This is a genomic window from Nonomuraea sp. NPDC003201, assembly GCF_053590415.1.
Map to the genome: position 1 here is coordinate 1 of NZ_JBSFTC010000485.1, position 5913 is coordinate 5913.

General features: G+C 70.7%; 7 protein-coding genes. 4 read left to right on the top strand and 3 right to left on the bottom strand.

Translation table 11 applies throughout. The features are described from left to right. Positions 1 to 340 (top strand): DUF4097 family beta strand repeat-containing protein (locus ACWDX9_RS58580; RefSeq protein WP_449972135.1); only part of this gene is annotated, 340 nt, incomplete at its 5' end. A 199-nt stretch (positions 341 to 539) separates the two neighbouring features. Here the strand turns inward: ACWDX9_RS58580 and ACWDX9_RS58585 are convergent. Further along, positions 540 to 1466: a LysR substrate-binding domain-containing protein gene (locus ACWDX9_RS58585; RefSeq protein WP_449972138.1), complete on the bottom strand. Its 927-nt coding sequence runs from the start codon at positions 1464 to 1466 to the stop codon at positions 540 to 542. 88 nt (positions 1467 to 1554) lie between these two features. Between ACWDX9_RS58585 and ACWDX9_RS58590 the strand changes: the two genes are divergently transcribed. Both ACWDX9_RS58590 and ACWDX9_RS58595 read left to right on the top strand, forming a co-directional pair. Continuing rightward, on the top strand, positions 1555 to 2931 hold the full coding sequence (locus ACWDX9_RS58590; RefSeq protein WP_449972140.1) for an MFS transporter: 1377 nt from the start codon (positions 1555 to 1557) through the stop codon (positions 2929 to 2931). 296 nt (positions 2932 to 3227) lie between these two features. Continuing rightward, on the top strand, positions 3228 to 3443 hold the full coding sequence (locus ACWDX9_RS58595) for a hypothetical protein (protein WP_449972142.1): 216 nt from the start codon (positions 3228 to 3230) through the stop codon (positions 3441 to 3443). Between the two features lie 17 nt (positions 3444 to 3460). On the opposite strand, the gene ACWDX9_RS58600 is transcribed toward ACWDX9_RS58595, so the two are convergent. Next, entirely contained in the window at positions 3461 to 3934 is a 474-nt protein-coding gene (locus ACWDX9_RS58600) for a cytochrome P450 (RefSeq protein ID WP_449972145.1), read from the bottom strand. Between ACWDX9_RS58600 and ACWDX9_RS58605 the strand changes: the two genes are divergently transcribed. After that, positions 3920 to 4123 (top strand): hypothetical protein, encoded by a 204-nt coding sequence (locus tag ACWDX9_RS58605; protein WP_449972148.1) that lies wholly within the window; start codon positions 3920 to 3922, stop codon positions 4121 to 4123. The genes ACWDX9_RS58600 and ACWDX9_RS58605 overlap by 15 nt on opposite strands. A gap of 98 nt (positions 4124 to 4221) precedes the next feature. Here ACWDX9_RS58605 and ACWDX9_RS58610 read toward each other — a convergent pair whose 3' ends face one another. Beyond that, entirely contained in the window at positions 4222 to 5655 is a 1434-nt protein-coding gene (locus tag ACWDX9_RS58610; protein ID WP_449972150.1) for an MFS transporter, read from the bottom strand. Positions 5656 to 5913 lie beyond the last annotated feature (258 nt).

The following is a 5913-nucleotide window of genomic DNA, read 5'->3' on the forward strand; positions in this document are numbered from 1 at the left end:
CGCCTTCGACGGCGCGTACCGCCAGATCACGCTCGAGGAGACCGCGAGCCTGCGCCTGACCGCGACCGACGGCGACGTCGAGGTCGGCCGGCTGGGCGGCCCCGCGGAGATCAGCACCGCACGGGGTGACATCCGCATCGCCGAGGCCAGCGGTGGCAAGGTCGTGCTCCGCACCCAGTCCGGCGACATCGCGATCTCCGCCGCCGCCGGGGTCTCGGCCGCGCTGGACGCGGGCACCACCTACGGCCGTATCACCAACGCCCTCAAGAACGACGGCACCGCCGAACTCGACATCCACGCCACCACCTCCAACGGCGACATCACCGCCCGCAGCCTGTGACCCGCGGCCTCCCAAGGAGAGGCAGGTCAAGCCCGGTGACGACGAACGGCCCCGGTCCATCCAAGCGGACCGGGGTCGTTCCAGGCCCTCCGCTCGGATCCCCGTGGGTCCGGCCGTGGTTGAGCCCGTTGGACGGAGCGCCGTGCCCACGGCGGAACTCCGGCGACCAGGCCATGGGAACGCATCGAGGCCTTGCCCTCTACTGACGCGTTCGGCGGATCTCCGCACCTGTCGGAGCCTCCGGCCGGTGACGGGTGTCGGGGATGGAGCCGGTGGGGTTGGCGCGCGCGAGGATGGCGCTGGTCAGGGCCTCCGCGAGTTCGGAGGGGGCATGCGGGTTGGTCAGCAGGACGAGGTCGAGTTCGCCCAGTTCGGGTAGCCCGGCACCCTTGGGAAGCTCGACCAGATCGGCGGGCAGCAGGCTGCGGGCGAAGATCGCAACACCGAGGCCGGCGCGGGTGGCGGCCAGCACGGCGTTGACCCCGCGCGCCGTACAGACCACACGGTGTTTGACGCCTGCCTGCTCCAACGCCTGCACCGCCAATGCCCGGCTGGGGCTGGGCGCCTGATACACGATCAGCGGCACCCGCTGTCCCTCGTCCCACCGCAGGCCGCTGCCCTCGACGGCAGCCCAGACCAGCCGGTCCCGGCGCACCAGCCGGCCCCGTCCCTCTCCGGCGGTCGTCTGAAGGAAGGCGACGTCGACGTGGCCGGATTCGACTCGGCGTTGCAGTTGCACGCCCTGCTGGACCACGGTCAGGTCCAGAGTGACGCCGGGGTTGAGGTGCCGGAAGTCCCGCAGAATGCGCGGCAGCTGGCTCAGCGCGAGATTGTCGGTCACTCCGAATCGCAACCGGCCCCGCACTCCGCCGCCGGTGAAATAGTCCGCCGCCTGAGCGTGTGCGGTGAGAATCGAGCGGGCGAAGCCGACCATCGCCTCTCCGTCGACGGTCAACGTCACGCTGCGAGTGTCCCGGACCAGCAAGGGCCGACCAACCGCTTGTTCAAGCTTGCGTATGTGCTGACTCACTGTGGGCTGACCGAGGCCCAGCGCCGCCGCAGCCCGGCTGAAGCTCAATGACTGCGCCACTACCAGGAAAGTCCGCACCTGCTCGGGAGGAAACATACGACCCGACGCTAGGCCAGCTCATCATGATTCGCAATAAGACTTATTTGATCAATTCTCTTTCGTGAATTGATCGCGGTGCCCAACGATGGAGACACAGCCCCGTTACCGAAGGAGGAGTTTCGTCGTGACCAGGGCGGCCGCCAGGCCAGAGCCCCCCAGCCCCCGGCCGAAGCCACCTATCCCGCGACGTACCAGGCTTGCCGCGTTGCGTTCCCGGAACTTCCGACTCCTGCTGCTCGGCCAGACAGTGGCGACCACCGGGATGTGGGCGCAGCGCATCGCCCAGGACTGGCTGGTGCTCAGCCTCACCGGAGATGCCACCGCCGTCGGAGTCACCACTGCTCTGCAACTGGCCCCCATGCTGGTCTTCGGCCTGGCCGGTGGGTGGATCGCCGATCACTACCCGAAGCGCCGGGTGTTGCAGGCCACCCAGGCCGCGACCGGCGCCCTGGCCGCGATCCTCGCCGCGCTCACCCTCACCGGCCACGTCACCGCCTGGCACATCCAACTCCTGGCGGCGGCTCTCGGCATCATCGCGGCGATCGACCAGCCTGCTCGGCTGGCGTTCGTCACCGACCTGGTCGAACGCGATCACCTGCACAGCGCCATCAGTCTCAACTCCTCGACGTACCAACTCGGCGCCCTCACCGGCCCGGCGGTGTCCGGCGCACTGATCAGCGCCGTCGGTCCCGGCTGGGCTTTTGCTCTCAACGCCGTCTCCTACGCTGTCCCGCTCATCGCCTTCGCCTGCATCGACCCGGACCGGCTCCCGCACCCGCGCCCCGCGGTGCGCGCCGCCGCACTCGTTCCAGGTGGGATGCGCGGACTGGTACGGCGACCGGAGATCTGGCGGCCCATCGCGCTGGCCGGCGCGTTCAGCATGTTCACCAGCAGCCTGCCGGTCACCCTGTCCGCCTACGCTCGCTCCCTCGACATCGGGCCCTCCGGCTACGCGACGCTCACCTTCGTCGTGGCGCTCGGCTCCATGCTCGGCGCGCTGATCGCCGCCGGTCGAACCCGCACCACCATGAACGGACTGACCTGGACCGGGTGCGCGGTGGCCGCCACGTATTTACTCGCCGCCGCCATGCCGACACCGTGGAGCCTCGCGTGCGCCCTCGCCGGGATCGGCATGACTACGACACTGTTGTTCACCGCGGTCAACGCCACCGTGCAGGTCGCTGCCGGGACCGAGCTTCGCGGCAGGGCCATAGGTGTCTACCTTCTCGTGTTCTTTGGCTGCGGCGCGCTCGGCGGACCCCTGATCGGCGCCATCAACCAGCACCTCGGCCCCCGGATCGGTCTGGCGCTCGCCGGTGCGGTTCCCGCCGCCGCCCTTGTCCTGCTGTCCCTCTCGTACGTCGTATGCCGCCCTGCTGCGGTGCCACCGTCCGACGCGTCCCGGCGCCCGTCCGGCACCGGCCGGGAACCCACACCGCACACCCGATCGCAACTTCCCTGACCCGCCGGCAACCTCGGACTCCGGGGCCTCGACTCGCCGGCCGCTGTGGCGCATCACCGGTCCCAACCTGCCGGGCTCGTGCCGTTGCCTGGCCGAGTGGCTGGGGGCTGAGGGTGGAGGCAACGGACGAACGGCAAGGTCCCTGGCTGGACCGGCACATCGTGCGAGCTCCCTCGATGAGGGAGTCAGCTGGCCCTTGACCTTGATGGAAAGATCGGTTTGACTGAAAAGTCAAACCGATCTTGTTTGCCCTTGGGGGAACAATGCATCGACGTGTAACCCGCGCGTTGGCGACCATGACATTGGCGGCGGCAGTCGTAGCCGGCCTGGCCGACGCCGCCGTGGCGGATCAACGGACCTTCGTCGGCTACGGTTATCTCCCCTCCGATGCTCATGCCAGCGCGGTGTCCGCCATGCAGGCGTACAGCAGCAGTTGCCAAGAGATCAGCACGAGCTATTCTCCGGCCGGCTCCGAACATTATTGGAAGGCCACCCTCACCGCTTCCTGTTAAGAGAGCGGTCGGGAGGCCTACCAGGTGACGCGTACGGCGAGCGGGCCGATGTCGACGCTGTCGGTCGTCCACTCCACGCTCTCGAGCGGCTCGGCCGGCCGTGCCCCGGGAAGGTGACGTGACAACGCCGACAGGGCGGGGCCGATCTCGGCGCGAGCGAGGACGGCGCCCAGGCAGTGGTGCGGGCCGTGGCCGAAGACCAGGGGAGGGGAGGAGCGGCGGCCCGGAAGGAAGCGGCCGGGGTCGGTGAAGTGGGCCGGGTCGCGGTGGGCGGCTTCCAGGCGGACCAGGACGAGGTCGCCGGACTTGATGGCGATGCCGTCCAGCTCCAGGTCCTGATGGGCGTAACGGGGGAACGGCTCGCCGGTGCGGAACAGGGGACGCCTCTCCGGTGGTACGCCGAGAAGCTCGCTGATGACGGTGATCGACAGGCCTGCCGCGAGCCTCGGGGTCAGACGGCGCCCCAGCCGGACCGGATGCCGCTGAGACAAGCCGAGGACTCGAGAGACTTCTGGATCGACCCGAAGGACTTCGGGCCGGACGAGACGCTCGTCGTCGTGATGCACTCCGCCAACGGCGACCTGAACAAGAGCTATGGAGGCGGCGTCGGGGTCATCCGCGGACCGGTCGCACCTTGCGAACTCGTTCCAGCCGAGTTCAGCGGCGCAGACCGCGAGTGATCCCGCCTCACGGCACCCGTTTGCGCAGTACTCAACCGCGACATCCTGAACGCCCGATCGGTGCCCACCCGATGGATGATCGAGCAGCACGGTCTCGGCTATGGTCGCCCGCATTCCAGGCCGTCCGGCCGGCGATCGTGCTGCCCGCCTGACGTCGCCGTCACCGCGGTGCGGGCGCGGGGACGCAGCATGGCATGGGCCAGCACGCCCAGCGCGCCCGCGACCAGCACGGACAGCGCGGCCAGCGTCGCGGACCGCCAGTCGCCGCCGGCCAGCGTGCCGAAGAAGACGGTGCCGGTGATCGTGCAGCCGAGCACGCCCCCGGTCTCCTGAACGGTTCCGAGCACCCCGGCCGTGGCTCCCGCCCGCTCGGGGCGTACGGCCGACAGCACCGAGGAGAGCAGCGGCGACATGATCAGTCCCATCCCGGCTCCGACCACGAGGAGGGCCATGGCCACCTGGTACGGCTGCGCCGCGCGTGCCACGACGTCGTACAGGAGGCACAGCCCGAGCAGCAGTACGGGTGCGCCGAAGCGTCCAGGTCGGAGGGAGGCGGCGAAGAAGCCCGCGTTGAGCGCGGTGCACACGGCTCCGGCGGCGAGCGGGTCGAGGCCGAGGCCGTCCTGCAGGTAGAGGGCGAGCACGAACGACAGCCCGGCCGAGGTGCCGAACAGCAGCGCCACGGCGACCAGACCCCAGGCGAACGCCCGGTCCGCGAACACGTCGAGGTCGAGCAGCGGGGTCCGCCCCGAGCCCGCCAGCCGCCGCTGACGGCGGACGAACGCGGTCAGGATCGGACCGGAGGCGGCCAGGCACCACCAGGCCCACGGCGGCCAGCCCTGTTCGCGGCCCTCGATCAGGGGCAGCACGATCGCCACCTGCCCGGCGGTCACGAGCCCGGCCCCGCCCAGGTCGAGCCCGGCTCGGGGCGTGTGGGATACGGCTCGCCGTGGCGGCGACGGCAGGGGCCGGGGGAGCAGCCGTCCCGCCATGGCCAGCGCCGCGGCGCCGAGGGGTACGTTCACCAGGAAGCAGGCCCGCCAGCCCAGCCCCAGCGGATCGCCTGCCACCAGCACACCGCCGATCACCTGGCCGCTGACCCCGGCCAGGCCGACGGCCGTGCCGTACCAGCGGAAGGCCGTGGCCCGGTCGGCGCCCCGGTAGAGATCCCCGAGCAGCGTGAGGACCTGCGGCGCGAGCAGCGCCGCGGCCACGCCCTGCGCGACCCTGGCGGCCACCAGCCACACCGCGTCTCCCGCGAGCCCGCACCCCGCCGACGCCAGCGTGAACAGCGCCAGCCCGGCGCGGAACATCCGCCGGTGCCCGTACAGGTCGCCGAGCCGTCCGGAGGTGATCAGCCCGGCCGCGTACGCCAGCCCGTACCCGGCGACCACGAACTGCACCGCGGCGTCACCGGCCCGCAGGTCGGCGCGGATCGACGGGACGGCCAGGTTCGCGACGAAGAAGTCCAGCGTGGTCACGAACACCGCGACCAGCAGCACGGGCAGTGCCGCCCAGCGGCGGGTAGTCATGAAGGCTCCAGGGGACAGGGGGAGGGACGTCGGCAAGAACACCGCGGTGCGATGATCGGTTGACCCTCACCCTGGGGCGGCGGAGTTATGGATTCCTTCGGACCGGCTACGGGTTTGCGTTCGAGCGCGCTCGAAGCCGTAGCGTCGCCGGCATGACGACAAAGACCTGGATCATCACCGGCGCGTCCCGGGGTTTCGGACGCGCGTTGGCGGAGGCGGCGCTCGCGGCGGGCGACCGGGTGGTGGCGGCGGTGCGCC